The sequence below is a fragment of the Gramella sp. Hel_I_59 genome, assembly GCF_006714895.1.
Taxonomy (GTDB): Bacteria; Bacteroidota; Bacteroidia; order Flavobacteriales; family Flavobacteriaceae; genus Christiangramia.
Genome location: NZ_VFME01000001.1, coordinates 954,330 through 975,387 on the forward strand (window position 1 = coordinate 954,330; position 21,058 = coordinate 975,387).

Below are 21,058 nucleotides of genomic sequence, written 5' to 3' on the forward strand. Positions count from 1 at the left end.
TTATCATTGTTGTTCTCTGATTTCCACTCGAATTCCGCTGGTGTGTCCAGAAAATTCAGGAGCATACATTGATTCTATTGTGCTAATTCCATTCGAGAAGGATCCAGCATTATTGGCTCTTACGGTATATTCAAGTACATAAGTTCCCTTTCTAAGCGTATCAAAGAAGAAATGGGTTGCAGCATCTCTGGTGCTCTCATAATAGCTGGTACTATTTTGATACTTATGTTCACTAATCACGTTTGTTGGCTCAAAACCACTGGCACGCATATCCTTCAAATGAATGAATTCCATATCTGCTTCAGCTCGTACGACTAATCGAACACTTACCAGATCTCCAACTTTCAGTGGAGTATCGGTATCTATTCTTTTGAGTTCATTATTTCCAGTATTGAGATATAACTCTTTTTCGATATTAAGCGGACTCTCAGAATGAGTTTTGATCTTATCCAGATTTTCAAAATACTGCCAGTAGGCGCCACCATAGCCTGCGGTAGTATTATTATTCTCTATTTTAATATTTCCGAAATCTTCTGAAAATTCTCCGGCTTTCCAGGTTGTTTTCACATAGCCAGATCCAGCTTCAGCAGGTGTATTACTCAATTCTTCCATGTCCAGTTTATCTCCGCCAATCACGAATTGAGTATTCGAGGATACTGGAAGTATATCCATTCCCTGCATAAGTAACGCGTAGACCGCTGCAGTTGTAGATTTAGTAGTTTCCCAGTAGTTGGTTCTTTTATTCTGAATTAACCAGATCTTGAGTTCTTCAATTGATTCCATATCCTTAGAAACTTCAGCAAATGCCTGAATTATTTGAGACTGCACTTCAACAGGAGTATTAAATGATCTCCAGCTTGCCGTATTTTCTTTCCAGTACATACCGTAAGTTTCAGATTTTACTGCTGTTTGTTTCAGCGATTCTAAGATCTCCAATGCTTCTATGGAGTGCCCGAAACGATCTAAGGTTATTGCCAGTTCTGCTTTTTCTGAAAGACTATAATCTGTCCATCGTTGCTTTTGATATTCCAGAGATTTGTTAACGAGGTCTTTTTGTTCAGCCGGGATTGGAAATTCTTCCTGGTGCATACTTCTGGTATGTGCATAGGCAAGCACAGTGTAGCTCTTATAAAAGTCAGTTGAATTCTCTGACTCTCTTCTTATCTTCTGCTCCATCAATTCCTTATCCAGATAAGCAATCGCATTGGCAAGAATTCTTCGATCATCCAGCTCAATATTCATGTTCTTCAGTTTTCCGAAGCCCTCGATGATATGAGAAGTGATATAATAATTATCTCTACCGCCAGGGAACCATGGAAATGCTCCCGACGAATTTTGCATTCTGCGTAACCTGGTCATCATAGAAGTCAATTCTTTGTCCATTCGCCCGGTTTCAAACAATAAACCTATTCGTTGTTGCTGTAGACTTTCAGATTCAGCATCCTGTACCCACGGAGTCTCAGCAAGCAAAAGGCTCTTGAGTTCTTCATTTTTCTGAAGATTGCTCACCATACTGGAATCTTTTCTCCATGCTTCATAAACTTCAGCAATCTCCGGTTTTGAGTTCACAATTTTCTGTCCAACAGAATTAGCGAAGATCTTTGAAAATATCTGTTCAGAACAATCATGTTCGTACTCCATGAGGTATGGCAAACTTTGTAAGGCAAACCAACCGGGATTGGAAGTATATTCAAATGTAAATTGATGATTCTTCATGGTTTCAGAGTCATTCGATTTCAGGTTTTCAAATTCAAAGTTTTCAGTTTCTCCTGCTCTTACAAATAGTGGGATACTTTCGTAAACCAGCATCCTGTTCTTCAAAACGGGAAGTAAATTTTCTTCCCCATCACTAAAATCACCTGCTTTCGCAAGGATTCTATAGGTCACCGCAGGAATAGTTTCGGGTACAAACAGTTTCCAGCTTACCACCCTGGTCTTTCCTGCCTGGATCTGGAAGGCTTGCAGCGTTTCAGTATTTCCCATCGGGATATCTGCCGGTTCCATCGTCACGGCATCAAACAACTTCAGTACTGCGTTACCGGTCATTGGTTCACTGGAAAGGTTGGTTACTTTCACCTTGAAAATGATACTATCACCTTCTCTTAAAAATCGCGGTGCATTTGGTACTACATTTAGATCCTTGCTTGTGGTTACAATTTTCTCGAGTTCACCGGTGCTCCAGTTGCTGTTATGAGCCAGTAATCGTAATTTCCAGCTGGTTAGTGCTTCCGGAGTAGTAAAGCTGAACGATAAACTTCCATTTTCATCCAGTCTAAGATCCGGGAAGAAAAAAGCTGTTTCCTGTAGATTTGTTCTTGCATCAACATTTTCAAGGTCTTCCAGGGATTTGCTGGTGGTAATGATCACAACACCATCAGCCGCTCTGCTTCCATAAATTGCTGTAGCTTCAGCACCTTTCAGAATTTCAACGCGCACAATATCTTTTGAATCCAGATCATAGTCTTCAACAGGCTTACCATCTACGATAAACAATGGACTTCCACTTATGCTTGAACTACCTCTAATCTTAAACTCGGTGTTGGCTCCGGTTCTGGATACCTCTACGCCGGCAACCTTGCCTTGTAACAAGGCTACAGATTGACTTTCCTGTTCGGTAACTTCCATAACTTCTTCTGCTGCTGCCTCACCGTAACCTGTAACTACGACTTCATCCAGGCTGGAAGAATCTGCTTCAAGATCAATAAACACTTCGGTTTCATCACCAAGTTGGTATTCCTGACTTACAAAACCTACAAAACTAAAGGTGAGAAGTGAGTTTTTAGGAGCATCGATTCCAAATTCACCATCAAAATCAGTTTGGGCAGCAAGGCTCGAACCTTTGACCATTACATTGACTCCTGGAAGTGGTTCTCCATTTTCATCAACTACTCTTCCTTGCACACGAGCTCCGGAATCTGCTTTATTGCTAACTTTTAAAGTGCTCAGATAATTCCTGTATTGGTAACTGTTGGGCTGTCCAAAATCAAAACCAAATTGAGAGAGCTCATCAAAGCGAAGATTAACTCGTCTATAATAATTATACCTGCCAAAAAATCTATTCAGGTTGGTGCTTCGACCTAAATTATCAAAATATAAGGATGGATAATCAGATCTAAATCCAGTAAACCCGGTATCTGTATTCCACTCATCCTTTTTAAATTGATCAAGCGAAATATCATACATAGAAGCCAGAACTTCAGCTTCTTTTTTCTCACCAGGAGTTGATACATTGAAACTCCAGGTTTCTTCAAGTCCAGGTCTTATTTTATTTCTGAAGGTTTCCGTAGAGATTTCAAGATCTTCGAAATCTTTTCTGAAGTTTACAACCTCGCTGAATTCAATTTGCCGGTTGTTCATCACTGAAGAAACAACCAGTTTAAATTCAGGATCTTCCAGAGCTTTTAGCGGAATCTTCAATTTTAACTTCCCATCAAGCTTATAGTATTCTCTAAAAATAGAAGTACGACCGTTCCTGAATGCTGAAACGCGAATTCGTAAATTATTTATAGGAGAGCTGATCTCAACCTGCGCGTTTTCATCTGAAGCTAATGTTTCTTTATTGATAATACTTACCAGAAGATCCTGATCGGTAAAGGCTTTATTACTTTTAGGATCCTGAATACTAATAACCTTTAGTAATTCTTCTGTTTTATTTTCATGTCGGAGTTCGAAACTTAGTAAGTAACTACCTTCTTTCCAATTTCTGGTAGCGATCTCATCCTCAAAATCTCCATCTGAATCAAAACTGGATTCGTATACTTTCTCAAGTTTTTCCCAGTTTTCTGGTTTAGTCAGCTTTCGATAAGGTTCATTCGGGAATAATCTTTCAAATTCATCTTTAGAAATAAGTTCGAATTCAGGTGCCTCCCACCATCTGTTTTGATAGTGCTTTTCAGGACTCTTGAGTCTATAGATCTTATAAGTACCCGTTGCAGGGACCTTTTGATCATTAAGATTCCTTGTTGCCAGATCGATTTTAAGCGTATCATTAATATCGATCTTTTCTGCAATTTCAAGCTTTGGAAGAAAATTCTTATTCCCGATTTTAAGCGACTGCTGTGTATCTCTCGTTTCTCCACTCACATCGGTTACAGAGGCAGATACGGAGTATCGATATATAAGATCATTAAGGTTGGTGTTCTGGTCTGCCTTCGCTTCAAAAGGAATGATAAATTCACCATTTTCATCAGTTTCAGTAGTATCAGTTTCAATAATTACTGGATCTGAATAATAACTTCTCCACCACGAATAATTCATTCGTTCCCTGGTAACAGTGTAAGCAACTTTAAGATTAGGAAGCGAGGCACCAATATAAGCTTCAGCAGAACCCTTAAGTTCAATTTCTTCACCCAACTCGTAAGCCTTATTTATAGTATCAAAACTTACTTCAAAAGTTGGTCGTTTATATTCTTCTACACTAAAGTATTTGTAATCATCCTGAAAGTCATCCAACTCATCCCAGAATTTAGAATCGGTTTCAATATATTCTTCGGCATAAATAGAGAACTGGCCGGTAAGATTATTGACTGGAAGATCAAAACTACCTGTAAAAGATCCGTACTCATTGGTCTTGAATCTAAATTCATGAATTTCATTTTCATTCGGGTCATCTACGAATACGTCTATATATTCATTAGGAACTACGCTGGTAGAATCATTTCTATGCTGAAGAAAAACGCCTTTAAAATGCACTTTCTGACCCGGACGGTAGATCGCACGATCCAGGAAGAAAAGTACCTTCGCCTGTGAATCTTCATCTTCATTATTACTATAGTTATAACGATTACCACCGCGATTGTAAGATGAAGAGTAGAAATCATCTCCCTTTGTAAATTCGGTATGTTCTTCCCAATATCGATTACCCGAATAGTTCTCCAATGCTATCTCCCCATTACGATCAGAGGTCCTGGAAAGAATGGTGGTATTACCCTTTTTTACTCTTAGAATAACATCGTTTAGATTTTCTCCTGACTTTCGATCAACTACATGAAACAGGTTCTTTTTCTCAAAATCTGTTCTGGAGACGGCGATGTTGGTTACCAGGTAAGTCCCGGAAGTATGATTGCCTTCTGAATCGTATAAATGAACAAGATACCTTCCGAAGTCATTCCCCGGAATTACAATTTCCGTTGAATGTTCATTATAATCTGTTTCTCCTGGTAAAACGATCTGTACGCTATCTGAAATTTTTGCAGCTTCTTTTTTTATAAAATCTGCTCTATCTCTATAATTTACTTTGTCCAGGAAATTCATGCTAACCTTACCTATTTTCATATAGATAGTATCTACATTTTTATAAGTAAGCTTAGCTCGACCCGTTTCATTCCGGGTCAGGATATTTTGTAATTGTGCCTCAAGACTTAGTGCGGTAAGTCTTTTCAATAGATTCTGAGCATTCTGCCGGGTAAGCGTATTGCTATAGTTAGACTCAATAAGTTTTAAAAGATTAACAGCTTTAGCATTATATTCGGGATACTTCAGTAGTCCTTCTTCATCTCTATCTGAAGCTTTCTCAGCATATGCATTGGCCAGTTCAAACATAAGCTGAGCCTTAATTTTCCGGTCTTTAGAATTTTCTTCCAGCTTCTCAATTGCACTGATGTATTCCTGAAAGTCATCATGAAATTCAGCATAAACAAACTCAATACGTTGTAGCTTCCAGTAATTCAGCGATACATCACCTTTATCTTTTGAATGGATTCTTTCCAGTTCCTGATATTGTCGTAGAGCAAGCAGCTTTGAATTCTCAACCTCAGCAATTTCAGCATTTACAAATCGCGAGTCTGTAGCAAAAAGAACCTCTTTGCTAACGTTTGTTTTCGCAGCTTCAAACTCTGAATTGAAAAAGCTTCCATCTTTAAGAAACTCCAGATAACGTCCAGCAAGAAGATCATAGATAGACGGTCTGAAATCTCTGGTTATAGTCTTTGCATTTAAAAGCACATCAATTTCAGAATTGGAGAAATTAACAAGTTTGCCAGGATTGGCAACAGAATTTTTATGAGCTGTATGAATACTGTCTTTTATAGTTTCCAGAGACCAGGTAGTCAAATCTTTTTGATCTGGATCATCGATCTGTTTCTGTGCGCGGCGGCTCCACCGGTTCTGTCTGTAATAATCACTTAGTAATTCAGCTTTATAACTTTGAAGCACCTGATCAAATGGAAAAGGAATCTGAGCGATAGAATTGTTGATATCCTGAAGTATGTGGCTCTCAGCGTTCTCGTGATTGATCTGATATAGACGGTAATGGTAGATCTTAGACTTAATAAGCTCATCATAGCTTTTATCACTTTTTGCGCGCTGCATTAAATTATTGGTACGCTCTAATGCAGTCTCAACTTTTCCCACCTTCTCAAGTGAATTGATCTGTAACCAACTTTCTTTATAACTAGGGTTTTGAGCGAATAGTAAACTTTGGGATATGATGAAGATCCCTAAAAGCAATTTTTTCATAGGTAGCGGGTTAGGTTGTATAGCAATTAAAAGGTACTAAAAGATTTAGCACAGCAATAGTTATGCCTGTAATTTTACAACTTTATCTGAACCTTGAAAATTTAATTATTGAGAGACGTACGCAGTTTATGAAATTCTTCCTCTAAAAAACTCATTTGCTGTTTAATGTCGGTATTCCTGCTATCTGGAATACGATGATAAAAGGCATATTTGATCTCCCATAGCTCTTTTACATCGGCGTAAGGAATCTCAATATCTTCAATACCTTTATGATCTGCTTTTAAAATGAATTTTTTAGCCGACTGGTATATCCTTCTCAGGAATACTTTTTCCTCGGAAACTACCAGGAACAAACATGCGCTCGCGAGATTAGGGTATTCCTTCTTCTGAACTTTCACACCTATCACTACATCTTTCGGATAAAAGCCATCAGAATCTGTGCTCATTTCGAGGTCATGAATTACGAAAGCTCGTAGATCTGCCTCATTATAGATAGGTAGATGAATTTCCGGTAGATCTGCTATAAAATTATCTTTAGCGTGATGCTGTATATAATCCTGTTGTCCTTCCCGGGTGATACAGGGCACTTTTTTGCAAATATCTGGTTTAGCTTTAAGGTCATCATGCTCAGGTTTGCCTCTAAACTTCAGCAGTTCATTTACTGTAAGTTCGTTAGTAAGCAGATCATCTATAGGAATGCTAAAATAATTAGCAATCTTAATGATGGTTTCAATCTTAGGTTCGCTTCGCCCTTCTTCGTAAGCGCCCAGTGTACCACGTTTGAGGTCGAATAGCTCAGCAAATGCCTGCTGACTCAAACTACGAACCGATCTTATTTTCCTGATATTTTTTCCGAATAATGACATTTATTGCTAATAATATTTGCAGAATTGATTATTTATTGTAAATTAGTCTAACAATATTAGCAAATACATTTCAGTATTGCTAATTTTTTTAGTCTGAAATGTTCGAACACTCAGAGATCTGTTATTAACCAACTAAAGAATTAGAATTATGATCTCATTTATTATCGATATAGCCACCGAGCTTATCACGTTTCTTTAACAAAGTCTTAATACTTTTTTGTATTATTAGGCTCTCAAAATAGTAGTACTAACCGTAATAACCACCTATGAAAAATCACTTTAATATTACGAGAGATTTTTTGCTGGAATTGAATTTTAATATCACCCGGGAGAATCCGGAAGATGGACTTTTAGTGATTCAAAAAGAAAATTCTGGAATTAGAAATCTCATCGTAGGCGTTGCTCCGCCAATCTTAATTATGGAGCAGTACATTTTTAAGATCAATAACCAGTCTGAAAAGATCTTTAAAAGTTTGTTACAGAAGAATCGCGATATCGTTCACGGTGCTTTTGTACTGGACGAGTCTGGTGAAAAAGTCATTTACCGCGATACCCTCCAGATTGAGAACATGGATCTGAACGAATTGGAAGGGAGCTTAAACTCACTCAGCTTATTAATGAGTGAATATTCAGATCATATCATAGAATTCTCAAAATATTAAAATTCAGCATTATGAACATCTTTAAGAGATTATTTAAAATAGGAGAGGCAGAAACAAATTCTGCCCTGGACAAAATGGAGGATCCAATCAAAATGACCGAACAGGGCATTAGAGATATGAAACTTGACCTGGACAAAAGTCTGGAAGCACTGGCACAGGTGAAAGCACTTGCCATTAGAGCTAAGAACGATCAGGAAGAATTTCAGAATAAAGTGGACGATTATCAGAATAAAGCGATCATCATCCTGAAGAAAGCACATTCTAAAGACATGGAACAGGTAGAAGCAGATCGCCTGGCGCAGGAAGCTCTCGTGCAAAAAGAAGCAGCAGAGCATCAGGTTCTAAGAGCTAAGGAAGAGTCGGTTAAATTCGATAATAATGTTGCTCAATTGCAAAAGAATATCCAGACCATTAAAGCAAATATCGGGAACTGGGAAAACGAACTCAAGACGCTAAAAGCAAGAGTTAAAGTATCGAATGCCACCAAAAACCTGAATAAGCAAATGGCTGAACTTGATAGCACTGGTACGGTATCTATGCTGGAAAGAATGAAAGAAAAAGTAGCCCAGGAAGAAGCACTGGCCGAGGCTTACGGAGATATTGCCAATGCTTCTAAATCTATCGATGAGGAAATCGATAAGGCGGCAGATACCTCGAAAGCCAAAGCAAGTGATGAACTGGCGAAGCTTAAAGAACAACTTGGAATGAAAGATTCTAAAAACGAATAAACTTGGATAACCTAATCAACATACTTTTTTCAGAGGTAAACGTGATCCTGAGCGTGTTACTCATGATTCTAATCCTCTACTGGATCATCACTATGATAGGTGGTCTGGATTTCGATCCGGACTTCGATATCGACGTGGATATGGATGCAGATGTGGATCTGGATTCCGGGATCGAAGGTGGAAATATGGATTTTGAAGATATTTCCAATACCGAGATCAACCAGGAAGACGTGGTTGGGAAGAGACGAAAACCTTTAAAGTGGTGGCAGATATTCCTGATCTATTTCAATTTCGTGGGACTGCCATTTATGTTCACTTTTACCTTCTGGATCTTTGTCTGGTGGTTTATAACCACACTGGTTACGGCGATCACTGCAAGCTATGATAACTTTATAGGTTTTGGGATCATGCTGCTGGCTTTATTTCCGGCACTGTTCGTCACCAAGATTCTGACTACACCTTTTAAAGGTTTCTTTAAAAACCTGAATAAGGATGGTGACGCACCCATCGATTATCTTGGTAGAAAGGCAACTTTGATGTCGACCATTTCAAAAGACAGGATGGGAAATGCTGAGGTGAGCGTAAATGGTGATAGCTTATCTATTTATGTAAAATCACTTACCGGCGATGCGCTCCCTTATGGAAGTAGTGTCCTTATTATCAAGCGGTCTCCAGATCGCAATTATTACCTCGTACAATCATATAACGAATAAAACTAATCTAACTACAATGGAATCAATCTTACCAATTATTGGAATTGGAATAGGCGTATTGCTATTTCTAATCATCGTTTACTTCGCGATCATCGCGATGTTCTATAAAAAAATTCCCCAGGGACAGGCGCTCATCAGGACCGGTTTTGGAGGAACAAAGGTCGCTACAGATAAAGGTCTGTACACGGTACCTGTTTTTCATAAAACTGAGATCATGGATATTTCTGTCAAGAAGATCCAGATCGAAAGACTGGCGCATGAAGGTCTTATTTGTAGAGACAATATGCGTGCAGATATCAAAGTTGCCTTTTTCGTTCGGGTGAACAATGATATTGAATATATTAAAAAAGTAGCGCAGACCATAGGTGTGGACCGTGCATCAAAGATTGCTACGCTGGAAGATCTTTTTGAAGCAAAGTTTTCAGAAGCATTAAAGACAGTAGGTAAAAAATTCGATTTTATCGAACTCTATGAAGCCAGACGTGAATTTAGAGATGAGATCGTAAATATTATCGGTACAGATCTTAACGGCTATACGTTGGAAGATTGTGCGATCGATTTCCTGGAGCAGACTTCAGTAAAAGAATTAAAGCCAGACAATATTCTGGACGCTGAAGGGATCAAGAAGATCACCGAGCTTACGGCAGTTCAGAATATGAAAGCCAACCTTATCAAGCGTGATGAGGAAAAAACCATCAGAAAGCAAGATGTGGAAGCCAGGGAAGCAATTCTTGAACTGGATAAGCAGTTAGCTGAAAAAGAAGAGCAACAGAAACGCGAAATTGCGAATATCAAAGCTCGTGAAACTGCAGAAACTCTGAAAGTAGACGAAGAAGAAAGACTTAAATCTGAAACTGCCAGAATTGCTACGGAAGAAAAAGTGAAAGTTGCAGAAGAAAATATGCAACGCCAGATCATTGTAGCACTTAAAAATAAAGAGCGTACCGATGCTGTGGAGTCTGAAAGAGTTGAAAAAGACAGATTGCTGGAGGCTACCGAGCGTGAAAGAGTGGTAACTCTTGCGCAGATCGAGAAAGAAAAAGTAGTGGAGGTTGAGAAGAAAAACATCCAGGATGTGATTCGTGACCGTGTGATGCTGGAAAAAGGAGTGGTAGAAGAGCAGGAAAACATGAAAGATATTCAGGCATTTAAAACTGCCGACAGGGATAAGCAGGTAAAAATTACTACTGCGGAAGCTTCTGCCCAGGAAGAACTTATTAAAACGACCATTGCTGCGGAAGCACAAAAAGAAGCTGCCAAGCAAAAAGCCGAAGAGATCAATATCGAAGCACTTGCTCATAAAGAAGCCAGCCAGAAACAAGCTGAAGCGAGGAAAATTCTTGCTGAAGCCCAGGCGAAAGAAGAAGCAACTGTTGGTATGTCTGAAGCTCAGGTAATGCATGCGAAGGCTGATGCCAACGAGCGTCAGGGACTTGTAGAAGCGAATATCATCGAGAAAAAAGCACGTGCTGAAGCGGCCGGAATGGAAGCTAAGGCAGATGCTAAACGGAAAGATGGACTTGCCGAAGCAGATGTAATTAAAGAGAAAGCAATAGCCGATGCTTCAGGAATTGAGGAGAAAGCTGCTGCAATGAAGAAACTGGATGGTGTTGGAAAAGAACACGAAGAGTTCAAATTAAGACTGAACAAAGATCTTCAGGTAGATCTTGCCAATATCAATATTCAGAAGGAAATTGCAGACGCACAGGCGCAGGTAATTGGCGATGCGTTGAAAGCTGCTAAGATCGATATCGTTGGAGGAGAAACTATGTTCTTCGATCAAATCGTTGGCCAGATCACCAGAGGTAAAGGATACGACAGGCTTGTACAGAACTCTACGAACATCCAGGAGGTAAAAACCGCCATTCTTGGTAGTGAAGATGTGAAAGGGAATCTGCTTGAAAAAGTAAGAGACTTCGCTTCTAAATATGGAGTAAGTACCGAGGATATTAAAAACCTTAGTATTGCCTCTCTTATTACAGATCTTAAAATAAAATCTGATGATAAAGAAGAGCAGACCATGCTCGGCAATCTTCTGAACCTGGCGAAAGGCCTGGGAATTCAGGATAAACCTATCTCAAAACTTAGATAACTGGAAATGCCGGTGCCTGGCACCGGCTTCTTTTTTAATCTACATCAATTACATCACAAACTTCAGGAAGAGAACATGGCAAAGGAACCCATAAAGGAAGAGAATGCGCAAAAACTGGATGTTGGTACCTACGAGGTGATCCAGGGAAGACTGCAAAAGCAAAAAACTGAGTTACAATCCCGACTTCAGAAATTAAATGAAGAGCGACAGAAAGTTTTTGGTTCTTTGGAAACCAGGCTTATTGCCAATGACCGCATCAATACTGAAAACAACTGTATTGCGAGGGATATCGTTTCGCTTGGCAACACCTGCATTTTTGGTTACAATGTGCATTTTGGTTTGCGTACAGAAATTTCTTTGAACGATGTGATGAGTATTTACAGGTTTGAGAATAATTCTTTTGAAGCCATCGATACAGATCTACTGAAAAACGATGTTTTCGAATCTGATTTCAAAAATCTTTACAAGTATTACAGAAATACCATTTTCTCCAAATTTGCGGTTATTGGGAACTATCTTTATATGGTTTTCCGGTTAAGTGAGAGTGTGACCGATATTAAGACCTTCAAATGGCTTATTAAAGATGAAGGTTTGCAATATGTGGACAATCGCAGTGATCACGAGTACAGACTACCGTCACAACATGAATTTAACTGGCAGGAAGTTTCCAGGGATCAACACAGGCAGGGAGTTCATGCTCATGTTTCTATTCTGGATCGTGTTTTTGTAGAGACAATTGGCGGTGATCTTACGATCAAGATCGAGGATAATACCAATGATGGAAAAGGAATCTTTTCCGAAGAAGTAGAGCACCGGGATCAAACGCTGGATGACGCACAGTATAGATTTGCAAATCTTGGTAACCTGATAATTCTTGAGATTAAACCATTTCAGGAAGGTCCGCGTTATTTCGTGTATAATCATAAACTTCGGGAAGTTCAAAAGATCAGCAGTATCAAGGATACCTGCGTTTTATTACCAGACGACCAGGGGATAATATTTCCAACTGGTTACTACTTACAAACCGGGGAATATCATTTGTTCGATCATAGTATTCCGAATTTAAGATTTCAGGAAAAGATAAGTTCTCCAAATGGCGAGGATTTTCTGTATGTCTTCTATGCTCCGGAAAATGGACTCTACAACCTGATGAGCTATAATGTGATCTCTCAGGAAATCCAGACTCCAATTATTTGCAATGGTTTTACCATCCTTGAAAAAGGTGAACTATGCTATTTCAAGAACGAAAATGAACAAACCAAACACCATGTGATCCAGATCTGGCAAACGCCATATCTTAAAGGTGATTTTGTGCCTTCCAGTCATGAGGATAGCATGTTATATAAGATAGGGAACAAGGATATCGTAAAGGCGATGGCCGAGGTCAACGGACTCGTAAATCTTCTGAATAAAGAGGATAATTATGATGGTTTGTATGCAGATCTTTCCAAACGTTCCAAGGATATTCTGGATGCTTATTACTGGCTGAAAGAAGAGGAAACTCAGCTTCTAAATGAGCCACTTGGAGAAATAAACCAGGCTGCAAATGCTGCCATGGATGAATTTCAGAAGGTGCTGGAACTCAAGAAGAATGCTAGGCAGAAAACTAACGAAATAGGGAAAGAAGCCGAGCAAATCTTTAATAAGATAAAAAGTTCAGGTTTTCGGAATATCAATGATTTCGTAAATGCATTGACGCAGCTCAGGTCATTAAGAGGAGAAGCGATCAGTCTTAAAGAAGTACGTTATGTAGATGAACAATTTATTCAAAACCTCGAAGAGCAAATAGCTGAGCAAACTACAAAGATCTCGCGAAGATGCGTGGATTTCTTACTGGATGAGAAAGCTCTGAATCCATATCATAAGGCAGTAAGTGATAAAGAAGAAAAGCTATCTGATATTAAAAAGGTGGTTGATGCCCGAAAACTTGAGGAAGAAGTCAATAAAACTTCAGAAGACCTTGAATTATTGATTGATATTGTTTCAAATCTTGAAATAGAGGATACTTCGCATTCTACAAAGATCATCAATAATATTTCCCTTATTTTTTCTTCGATCAACCAATTAAAGGCAGAGATCAGGAAGAAGCGAAAATCCCTTGGAAGTGCAGAAGCTCAAGCCGACTTTGCCGCGCAGTTAAAGCTTATCGATCAAAGTATCATCAATTACCTGGACATCGCCGATACTCCGGAAAAATGTGATGATTTTCAAACCAGGATTTCCATTCAGCTAGAAGAATTGGAGGGCAAGTTTGCCGATTATGAAGAATTTATTGAGCTGATTATTGAGAAGCGGGAAGAAGTTTATAATGCATTTGAAGCGCGTAAGAATACACTCGTAGAAAAACGGAATAAACGTGCGGTAACTTTACAAAATTCCGCAGAAAGGATCCTGAAAGGTGTGCGGAAGAAATCTGAATCCTTTGATGAGGTTTCCGAGATTAATGCTTATTTCGCATCAGATATCCTGGTGAACAAAGCCAGAGATATTGCCACGCAATTACAGGAAATGGATGACAGTGGAAAGGCTGAAGAGATACAGTCTATGCTGAAGTCTGCCCGCGAAGATGCGCTTCGAAAACTGAAGGATAAGAAAGAAATTTACGAAGATGGCGATTCGATCATCAAGCTTGGGAAACATAAATTTGGCGTTAATAAACAGGAGCTTGATCTTACGATCTTATTCGTGGACGATGCTTTGCATTATCATATTACTGGGACAGATTTCTACCAGAAGATCGAGAACGAAACACTTATAAAATCTGAGCAATACTGGAGTCAGGATTATATTTCAGAAAACAAGAGTATATACCGAGCCGGTTTTCTTGCCTATAAATTATTCCGAAGATTTGGTGAAGAACTAAAGGACCATACGGAGGAAGATTTGATCAGGCTAGTGCAGGAGGAAAGTAGCAAAGACTATTCTGAAGGATACGTGAAAGGAATTCATGATCTGGATGCGGCAAAAATACTATCTGTGCTTCTGGAAAAGCATGAGGCTTTGGATCTGCTTCGGTTTCACCCCGTAATTAGGTCCTGCGCACAATTTTTCTGGAAATTTTCTTCTTCGGAAATCCGGTCAAATTTAGATCAGAATATAAAAGCTGCGGGAGAAGTGTTGCAGGTATTTCCAAATTCCAGAGAATACCAGTCATTGCTGAAAATACTTACCAAAGATATTTATGAATTTGGACAGGAATCAGGAATTTTTGAACCGGAATTGGCTTCTGAAGTTGCTGAATACCTGTTTGAAGAATTGCAAAATGATGATGATTTTCAAAAAAGCGGAATAGCCATCGGGATCAAAGAAGATTTCCTGAATATGCTGAAGTCGGAAAACGCCGATCTAAAATTTAAGGACAGTCTTAAAAGCCTGAGTTCAAACCAGGCAAAAGTTTCCTTGATCGAGCAGTGGTTAAAAGCATTTTTGCAAAGCAAACTAGATGATCAAACGAGCTTAAAAACCAAATATGTAAGTGAAGCAGCAGCGCTTATACTTTTTGAAGATGAATCTGTTCTAAATACGAAATTTACTTCACCATCTCAGCATATTGAGAATTTGAGAGGTGAGCATCGCCTGGTTCAAGCAGGAGTTTTCGATTTTAACTATCATGATTTTATAGCGACCTACAGAAGCTATTTTGAGATCGATGTTCCAGCTTACCACGAATTTAGAAAAGCCAGGCATGAAGTGACTCTTCAGCTCAAGGAAGATCTTAAACTTGAAGAATTCAAGCCGGGAACACTAAACTCCTTTGTTCGAAATAAATTAATAGACCAGGTTTATTTTCCACTATTTGGAGATAACCTGGCCAAACAGCTGGGCACCGTTGGAGATCAAAAAAGAACAGATCGAATGGGATTGCTGTTGCTTATTTCTCCTCCAGGTTACGGTAAAACTACCTTGATGGAATATATTGCCAACAGACTTGGACTGGTTTTTATGAAGATCAATGGTCCGGCGATTGGTCACGATGTAACTTCAGTGGACCCATCTTCAGCTACTAATTCGGCAGCCAGGGAAGAGCTTAAAAAACTGAATCTTGCCTTTGAAATGGGGAATAATGTGATGTTGTATCTTGACGATATCCAGCATTGTAATCCTGAATTTCTTCAGAAGTTTATATCTCTTTCCGACGGAACCAGGAAAATCGAAGGGATTTACAACGGTAGATCGAGAACTTATGATATGCGTGGGAAGAAATTCTGCTTGATCATGGCTGGGAATCCTTATACAGAAAGCGGCGAGAAGTTTCGAATTCCAGATATGCTGGCGAACCGTGCAGATATTTACAATCTTGGTGATATTATTGGCGATACTGCTCACCTTTTCAGATTGAGTTTGATCGAAAATTCATTGACCTCCAATCCTGTTCTGCATCAGCTTAGTAGCAAGAATTTTGATGATGTGTATAGATTGCTTGACAGAATCGAGAATAATAACCAGGAAGTACAGCTGGAAGGGAATTACTCGAACCAGGAAGTACAGGAATATGTGTCGGTTCTGGAAAAGGTCATACAAATACGGAACAATGTTTTGAAAGTGAATGCGGCTTATATCAAAAGTGCTGCGATGGAGGATGAATATCGAACAGAGCCATCTTTTAAATTGCAGGGTTCCTATCGTGATATGAATAAACTGGTGGCGAAAGTGGTTCCGGTAATGAATGATGCGGAATTGCAAACGCTTATTCTGTCACATTATGAAAGCGAATCTCAAACCCTTACTTCAGCTGCGGAAGCAAACTTGTTGAAATACAAGGATCTTATTGGCAGTTTGAACGAAGAGGAACGTAGCAGATGGAATACCATTCAGGAAACTTTTCAGAAGAATAATAAACTAAAAGGTCTTGGGAACAAAAATGAGATGGCGCAATTGCTTTCTCAAATGATGGAATTTACAGATAATCTAGAGGGAATTAAACAAGTGTTGCAAAATGGATTCAATAAATAAATTGGTGAAATGATGAGAATTTAAGTAAACAACTGTTAATTTAAAACGTTGTTTTTAGTTAAAATGTGGATGCAGTCAAGATATAGTTTAATAGAGTCAAGTTGGATATGGAAAGGTCGATATAGAATGATACATTCGCCTCAATCTTAATAAAAACTTAAAATTATACTATGAAGAAGACTTACCTACAAAACTTCTCACTTATCGCTTTATCTGCAGCATTTCTAGGGCTAGGATCCTGTTCGAATGATTCTGCAGAATCTATAGATACTGATAGTATGAATCCAAGTGCAACTTCATTCGAGCTTGCGCATAATGAGAATGATTTCGTACAACTATCTGGACAGAAAGGTGCGTTTGAAAATGGATTGAAAACAACTACAGCTCCAGGTGATGATCGAGGGAGATACAATATCAGTCTAAGATATTTAGTACCACCAACTGAAAGACAGCAGGATGTTTTCGAATCTGCTGCTGCAAGATGGGAAAGAATTATAATTAAAGATGTACCATCGATTACTGGTACAATTCCTTCAGCTTTCTCAGGTGTGCCGCCAATTATCGAGAATGGAACTATAGATGATATTGTAATCGAAGTAGTGATTGCACCAATTGACGGACCAGGAAATATTCTTGGACAGGCAGGACCAAGGTTTACCAGAAATTCAGATGGATTAACCGTAACTGGTTTGATGTTCTTTGATGTAGCAGATCTTGAAACTCTTGATAGATTGGATCTATTTGAAAATGTTATCGTCCATGAAATGGGACATGTATTAGGTATAGGAACACTTTGGGACAGTAAAGGTTTACTTGCTGGAACAGCCGCTGAACCATATTTCGCAGGTCGTAAAGCAAATGTATTCTGGAATGCTGAAGGAGGAGTTGGAGAACTTCCAATAGAAAATACAGGTGGTCCAGGAACTGCTTATGGGCACTGGAGAGAATCTATACTTAGAAACGAATTGATGACAGGTTATATAAATCTTGGAGAAAATCCTCTAAGTAGAATAACTGCTGGGTCATTAAAAGATCTTGGTTACGGAGCCGCATCTGTAGGGGAAACTTATGACCTTGTAAAAGGTGCACCAGGAGTAGATCTTGATGAATTGAATACAACATCTAAAGAAGGTCTATACATAGCTAAGATGGAAGAAGTTCTTCTACCAATTGGTGTTATTGAAGACAACTAATATTTAAAATTCATATTTAGTTTTTCGAAGAATCCTGCCCCCGGCAGGATTCTTCTCTTTATAAGCTAATCCAGGTAAAATTTAATTTTCAGTTTTCAATTAAATGACAGAACTTTCGAAGTTCTAACCAAACCAACTTTTTATGGCTTCAGGATTTTTTGCTTTACTGGATGATATTGCTGCATTGATGGATGATGTTGCGGTGATGAGCAAAGTTGCCGGTAAGAAAACTGCCGGATTGCTCGGTGATGATCTTGCTGTAAACGCAGAAAAAGCCAGTGGTTTTATTTCTGATAGAGAATTGCCGGTATTATGGGCCATCACTAAAGGTTCCCTTTTAAACAAGCTTATCATTCTGCCGGTCGCATTTTTACTAAGTGCCTTTGTTCCGGTGGCCATAAAGATCATACTCCTTATTGGTGGATTGTATCTGGCTTATGAAGGTGCAGAGAAGATCCATGAATACTTGTTTCCTCATAAACATGCGAAATCCACACCTGTTCCAGAAGATCTAACAAAGGAACAGATGTTAGAACGAGAAGATGAGAAAGTAAAATCGGCTATACTTACAGATTTTATACTTTCTGTAGAGATCGTAATTATTGCATTAGGAACGGTGAGCGGGGAGGAGTTACCAACTCAAATTGGAGTAGTAAGTATTATTGCGCTTGTAGCCACTGTAGGTGTATATGGAGTAGTCGCTCTAATTGTAAGAATGGACGAATTTGGAGCCAAGCTTATCAACATGAATGAGCAAACAGACAGCTTTTCAGATAAAGTAGGTCAATTCTTAGTAAATGCTTTACCGTGGGTGATCAAAGGATTGGCGCTTATCGGTACCATAGCATTGATGCTGGTTTCTGGAGGGATCTTCGTACACAATCTGGAATTTATTCATGACCTGGTACATTCTCTACCCACTATTCTTGGGGAATTCTTAGTTGGACTGGTTGTAGGAGCAATTGTATTACCTCTGGTTGGATTAGGGAAAAAGATATGGAAGTCGGTTTCCAACAAATAAATTTTAAATTTAATTACATACATGAATAGAAATTTCTGGCTCGAACTTAAAGAACAACTCCTTGACTTTTTGATCGAAATTGGTCCAGAGATATTTTATTCTGTCGTTACGCTTATCATTGGAATTTTTGCTATCAAAATTCTAATGAATTTGCTGAAAGGCGCTTTGCGAAGATCTAAAGTGGAACTTTCTCTGAAAACTTTTGTAGAGAGTCTGAGTGTCTTTGTGCTCTACGGTTTTTTGTTTTTTGTAATTGGATCCATTCTAGGAATTAAGACGACCTCGTTTATTGCAGTATTTGGAGCAGCAGGTATTGCCATTGGTCTCGCCTTACAAGGCAGTTTGTCCAATTTTGCAGGTGGAGTGCTAATTCTGGTGTTTAAACCTTTTAAAGTTGGAGATCTAATCTACGTCAACGAGAATCTGGGGTTTGTAGAGCAGATAGATATTCTGTACACACGTATAAAAACCTTTGACGGAAGGATTATTACAATGCCTAATGGTAATGTTTCCAATAGTGATGTAGATAACCGAACGATGGAAAAGTATCGCCGGATAGATCTAAATCTAAAGTTTGCTTTTGGTGAAGACATTGATAATTTAAGAAGGGTCATTATCGCAGGAATGAACAAGCATCCAAAATTAGCTACGCACTTACCGGTTGATGTCTGGCTAGATGAAATTGGAGAGTACGAAATGAAACTCAAGGCCAGATGTTGGGTTGAATCGATTGAATTCTGGCCGGCATACTGGGAACAATTGGAGGCGGTTAAAAAGGAACTTGATCGTGAAGGGATCAGAATCCCAATTCCACGCCATGAAATCTATAGAGGTGCTCAGGAAACCACTGAAATAGATGTAAAACCTTCTAATAATTGATTCGAACAAACATAATTGAGCGTAACTAGCTAGAATTAATTAAAATTTTCTAAACCAATAACTGAATATATCTGTGAAAAGTAAAAAACCATGGCCTACCAAAGAAGCGATGGAACAGGTGTATGCCATGAATCTATGGGGGAAAGGTGAATCTGCGTTCTACTCCGGGAATGGTTCACATAATGAAGTTCTGGTGCAGCCGTATATAGAAGTAGTTAGAAACTTTCTAAAGGCACATCATAATAAACTTTCTGTATGTGATCTTGGTTGTGGTGATTTCAACATAGGTATGCAGTTGCTGGAGTATGCAAAGCATTACATAGCTGTAGATATCGTACCGGCTTTAATAAACTACAACAAAACCCATTTTAAGTTTGATCAACTGGAGTTTCGATGTCTTAATATCGCGGCTGATGAGCTTCCAAAAGGAGATGTGGTGATTCTGAGACAGGTTTTGCAGCATTTATCCAATCCTGAAGTGCAAAGTGTGCTGAATAAAATTAAAGCCTTCAAATATCTCATATTAACGGAGCATCAACCCGCATCTGATTTTATTCCGAATAAGGATATTATTTCTGGCCAGGGAATAAGATTAAAGAAGAACAGTGGCCTAGAAATTACTAAACTGCCTTTCAATTTTAAATTTAAAACCAGAGAGGAGCTTCTATCGATTCCAGATCCAGACGGGAAAGGTGTTATAAAAACTATTCTCTATAGAATTCAGTAGAGAATATACGCAATGAATTTTTTAGAAGTCCGAATAGAAAACTCTGGGTTAGATTAATTCTTCGCTCGCAAGTATTTTAAGGATCTTAGACGAGGGTTACTAGACAAATTGGAATGCACTATCTAGTGCGATAATCAATAAGTACGTTTAGATGGAAGATGAGCAGGACTACTAGAAAAATCTGAGGTACAATGGAAAAGAAAGGAATTACTATACCTGTAGCAAATTCAGGATTTGCTTCGGAAGGTAAGAATGAGCGAGTTGTAACTAGTAGTTTAACTCGCTCGATATTCTTTAAAAGTTATCTGAAGATTTTCAGATTAGGATTCAAGTCCTGGAATAGGAGTGAACTTACCATTAGTGGATTTTCCAAGAATGATCACATCTTTAATATCGCGGTACTCTTCAATCGCTAATTTTAGTTGATCTACTGTATCCCGGCGAACTTTAACTCCTCCTGTTTTTTTATTTTTGTTTCTAACTTCAATATAATAACCGTCTCTGAGATCTTTCGGTTTTGTAGAAGGTCTGCCCATAATTTTGATTATTCGAGATTAAATTAAATTTAGTCTTATATCTATAAAACTAAACAGTTATAAACTAGCAACTTGAGTGAATATATAAAATTCAGAACAATTTTTAAGAATTGATTTTCAAACAGTAATTTAGCGGCTGAAAGCATAAAAAAGTTGAATGTCAAAAATTGTTGATAGCAATAACTACATTATACTATAATTAGGCAAAGATAAGGAGTCTAAAAATTTATTA

General features: G+C 38.5%; 12 protein-coding genes. 9 read left to right on the plus strand and 3 right to left on the minus strand.

Annotation, left to right across the window (positions count from 1 at the left end; translation table 11 throughout):
* Positions 1 to 3: 3 nt before the first annotated feature.
* On the minus strand, positions 4 to 6,456 hold the full coding sequence (locus tag JM79_RS04385) for a carboxypeptidase-like regulatory domain-containing protein (RefSeq protein WP_141876986.1): 6,453 nt from the start codon (positions 6,454 to 6,456) through the stop codon (positions 4 to 6).
* 101 nt (positions 6,457 to 6,557) lie between these two features.
* Positions 6,558 to 7,322 carry a helix-turn-helix transcriptional regulator gene (locus tag JM79_RS04390; protein WP_141876987.1) on the minus strand — a complete coding sequence of 255 codons (765 nt, stop codon included), beginning with the start codon at positions 7,320 to 7,322 and terminating at the stop codon, positions 6,558 to 6,560.
* Between the two features lie 266 nt (positions 7,323 to 7,588).
* Here JM79_RS04390 and JM79_RS04395 point away from each other — a divergent pair, with 266 nt between their 5' ends.
* The 9 genes from JM79_RS04395 to JM79_RS04435 all read left to right on the plus strand — a co-directional run bounded on the left by JM79_RS04395 (position 7,589) and on the right by JM79_RS04435 (position 20,290).
* A complete protein-coding gene (locus JM79_RS04395; RefSeq protein ID WP_141876988.1) occupies positions 7,589 to 7,984 on the plus strand; it encodes a YbjN domain-containing protein in 396 nt (131 codons plus the stop codon).
* A gap of 11 nt (positions 7,985 to 7,995) precedes the next feature.
* Complete coding sequence (locus tag JM79_RS04400) at positions 7,996 to 8,712, plus strand: PspA/IM30 family protein (protein ID WP_141876989.1); 717 nt, start codon at positions 7,996 to 7,998, stop codon at positions 8,710 to 8,712.
* Between the two features lie 2 nt (positions 8,713 to 8,714).
* On the plus strand, positions 8,715 to 9,425 hold the full coding sequence (locus JM79_RS04405; RefSeq protein WP_141876990.1) for a hypothetical protein: 711 nt from the start codon (positions 8,715 to 8,717) through the stop codon (positions 9,423 to 9,425).
* Positions 9,426 to 9,441: 16 nt separating this feature from the next.
* Positions 9,442 to 11,517: an SPFH domain-containing protein gene (locus JM79_RS04410; protein ID WP_141876991.1), complete on the plus strand. Its 2,076-nt coding sequence runs from the start codon at positions 9,442 to 9,444 to the stop codon at positions 11,515 to 11,517.
* A 75-nt stretch (positions 11,518 to 11,592) separates the two neighbouring features.
* Entirely contained in the window at positions 11,593 to 16,470 is a 4,878-nt protein-coding gene (locus JM79_RS04415) for a DNA repair ATPase (protein ID WP_141879172.1), read from the plus strand.
* A gap of 170 nt (positions 16,471 to 16,640) precedes the next feature.
* Positions 16,641 to 17,663, plus strand: a complete 1,023-nt coding sequence (locus JM79_RS04420; RefSeq protein ID WP_141876992.1) for a leishmanolysin-related zinc metalloendopeptidase — start codon at positions 16,641 to 16,643, stop codon at positions 17,661 to 17,663.
* 142 nt (positions 17,664 to 17,805) lie between these two features.
* Positions 17,806 to 18,684: a DUF808 domain-containing protein gene (locus JM79_RS04425; protein ID WP_141876993.1), complete on the plus strand. Its 879-nt coding sequence runs from the start codon at positions 17,806 to 17,808 to the stop codon at positions 18,682 to 18,684.
* Positions 18,685 to 18,705: 21 nt separating this feature from the next.
* On the plus strand, positions 18,706 to 19,563 hold the full coding sequence (locus JM79_RS04430) for a mechanosensitive ion channel domain-containing protein (protein WP_141876994.1): 858 nt from the start codon (positions 18,706 to 18,708) through the stop codon (positions 19,561 to 19,563).
* A 73-nt stretch (positions 19,564 to 19,636) separates the two neighbouring features.
* Positions 19,637 to 20,290: a class I SAM-dependent methyltransferase gene (locus tag JM79_RS04435; RefSeq protein WP_260443373.1), complete on the plus strand. Its 654-nt coding sequence runs from the start codon at positions 19,637 to 19,639 to the stop codon at positions 20,288 to 20,290.
* A gap of 320 nt (positions 20,291 to 20,610) precedes the next feature.
* On the opposite strand, the gene JM79_RS04440 is transcribed toward JM79_RS04435, so the two are convergent.
* Positions 20,611 to 20,826, minus strand: a complete 216-nt coding sequence (locus tag JM79_RS04440) for a hypothetical protein (protein WP_141876995.1) — start codon at positions 20,824 to 20,826, stop codon at positions 20,611 to 20,613.
* Positions 20,827 to 21,058 lie beyond the last annotated feature (232 nt).